2 protein-coding genes are annotated in these 2,798 nt (G+C 38.0%); both read left to right on the top strand.

Annotated features, from left to right (window positions below; all coding sequences use genetic code 11):
- Nucleotides 1–53: 53 nt before the first annotated feature.
- Nucleotides 54–233, top strand: a complete 180-nt coding sequence (locus tag R6U02_RS03340; protein ID WP_410262220.1) for a hypothetical protein — start codon at nucleotides 54–56, stop codon at nucleotides 231–233.
- A gap of 786 nt (nucleotides 234–1,019) precedes the next feature.
- On the top strand, nucleotides 1,020–2,798 hold a 1,779-nt coding region (locus R6U02_RS03335; RefSeq protein ID WP_410262219.1), incomplete at its 3' end, for an SNF2-related protein.

The following is a 2,798-nucleotide window of genomic DNA, read 5'->3' as shown; positions in this document are numbered from 1 at the left end:
AGTTCAAAAGTCTGTAAGCCGACGGACGTTTCCGACGACAGATTCCTTTTGCCTTGCTGAAAGAAAAATTTCTTGGTGAGAAGTCCGGGCTGGCCATTCACTTAAAACGAGTCTGGAACGCCATGCAGGATATCCGGGCGTCCATCACCGCAGAGATTAACTTTTTAAACAAAACACTTTTGAAGGAGGGGCCAGGGGTGGTTGTCTTTTTTTTAAAAAAAAACGAAACATAAAAACACACAAAACACTGCTAACTGCTAAAAAGTCTAACAAATCCATTCATACACTATCAAAAACATACTTTCCTTTAAAAATATCTACTGCTAAACACTGCTAAGAGGTGCTAAGGACTGCTAAAAATCTTAGCAGCGATTAGCACTCTTTAGCATTTTAGTAAACAAACTGCTTAGCCAATAATCGTCTCATAAAGTCAGGAAAGCTCATTTCATCTACTCTTTAGCAGTTTTTAGCAGCTTAGCAGTAAAAAAGAGAAGGGTTTTTATATAAAAGAGTAGATAAACTGTATCCATCAGAGAAACACAACAAGCTAATTCCGGAGAACTCATTTAATTCCGGGATAGTCCATGCTATTCCATTGATATTTGTAATACTCAATCCAAGCTGGTTTTATCAATAAACCGGACTCTCTTATTTCCAAACCCGGAAGAACTTAATTTACTAACCCTGACACAGTGTAGTCACTATCGGCTCTATTTTAATTGTAATCATTAAATAAAATCAGAGGAATCGATAAGGTTACAATAAAAATAGGTACATCAATACGAAGAGATAGAGTTATTAACGTCCAGTGGATTACAGACCAGGTGGCTGCAAGGCGCGTAGGAGGTTAACTGTGGGTATGTGATTAATTCTACTCCTTTCTTTCTGATTGCAGATTGGTTCCATTATATTGACTTGAAATTTATACGTAGCTCTTGCTTCTATTAGCTAACCAATTCGAGAATAAAAAAATATAGAACAAAGACTTTCTGAAAGACAAACTGAAATGTTGTTGAAATATGCTAATTGACAATAAAAAAAAGTATAGAGATGCAATGCCAGCTACGATGGCTGAGTATCTTGAAAAGTATTTGGGCAAAGGGGAATTCAATGCGGTGACTGGATATTTTACGGTAGACTTTTTGGCCAGAATGTTCGATCGGATGAATAATCCGGAACAATTTCGAATGATTATGGGGAATCTTGTAAATGATGAAGACCGACTGGAGGATTATACTATTGATCTGCTGCAAGGTGATTTGGGGGTAACAACAGTTTTAAGAAATTCTGTTGACTCTAATAAAGCTATCAAATTCCTTGAACAAGAGAAGGTTAAGCTAAAAACTATCGATAAAAACTTCTGTCATGCGAAGATGTATTTGTATGATGCCGATGATCCCCGAAATAGCTTTTATTCAGTTGGCAGTTCAAATATGACAGAAGCCGGAATGGGCGTTCGGCCATCTGGAAATATTGAATTAAATGAACTTCAGCAAAGCGAGGATAATGATTTTGATAAAGCTTTAGAATGGTTTGAACTGCATTGGGAGAAGATTGCCAAGGACAAAATAAAGCAGGAAGATAAACTGATTGATTTCAAAGATCATGTTATTGAACTGATCAGCCAACTATATAAAAAGTACACACCGGAAGAACTTTACCATAAGATTCTATTCGAGCTGTTTAAACAGGACATTATCGATTTTGAAGATGATTCAGAATCTCAGCAGAATCTGGAGCATTTAAAGAAAACAAGGCTTTGGGATATTCTGTATGGTTTTCAGAAGAAAGGGGTTCTATCATTAATCAAAATGCTCCAGAAATTTAACGGGGCGATTTTAGCTGATGCCGTAGGATTGGGTAAGACGTGGCAGGCTTTGGCTGTGATGAAGTATTTTGAAATGAAGGGGTATCAGGTTCTGGTATTATGTCCTAAAAAGCTTTCCGAAAACTGGGAGAAGTATCGTGATGTGAATGATTCACTTTTCAAACAAGACCGGCTTCGGTATTTAGTGCGTTATCACACAGACCTGCAATACAATGAAACCGAAGAATACAGGGTAGAACATCCCGCAGAGGAACACACGACTCGTTTCGATAATGAACGCTACAAGGATAATCCGTTGAGCCACTTTCAGCACAACCCAAAAATGCTGTTAGTGATCGATGAGTCTCACAACCTGCGAAATGACAAGTCATCCCGGTATCAGTTTTTGGTTGATAACATTCTGAAAAATAATGAAGACGTAAAAGTACTTCAGCTTTCGGCCACACCAATTAATAACGAGCTAAAGGATATTCGTAATCAGTTTAAGCTGATGGTGAAGGGATCGAATGATGGATTTTTAGATACACCACTTGCGATCCGAAATTTGGAAAATGAATTTAGAACCGCTGAACGAGCCCATTCAAAATGGAAAGAAAAGGAAGACGGCACATTAAGTGAGTTAGTTCAGAAACTACCAGATTCTTTTACTCAACTAACGGATAAGCTGATTGTTGCCCGAACCCGAAAGTTGATTCTGGACTATATTGACAGTGATTTGGAGTTTCCTGACAAAGAGAAACCAAAAAATGTTTTTAAAAATCCTCAGGGCTTTGGTGAGTTAGAAGAGTTTGATCAAGTCCTTGAAATATTGGAGAAGCTTGATTTAACAGCCTATCGACCTGCTGCCTACATTCCTCAAAAGAAAAAAGTCAGCGTTCTTAAAGATGAACAGCAGCGGCAGCGATTCCTGGTAAAGATGATGTTCATTTTGTTGATCAAACGACTGGAGTCACCCTGGATGAGCTTCAAA

The organism is Alkalibacterium sp., from assembly GCF_046484155.1.
GTDB lineage: Bacteria > Bacillota > Bacilli > Lactobacillales > Carnobacteriaceae_A > Alkalibacterium.
Note: the sequence above shows the minus strand (reverse complement) of the source record. Positions and strands in the feature narration are given on the sequence as shown.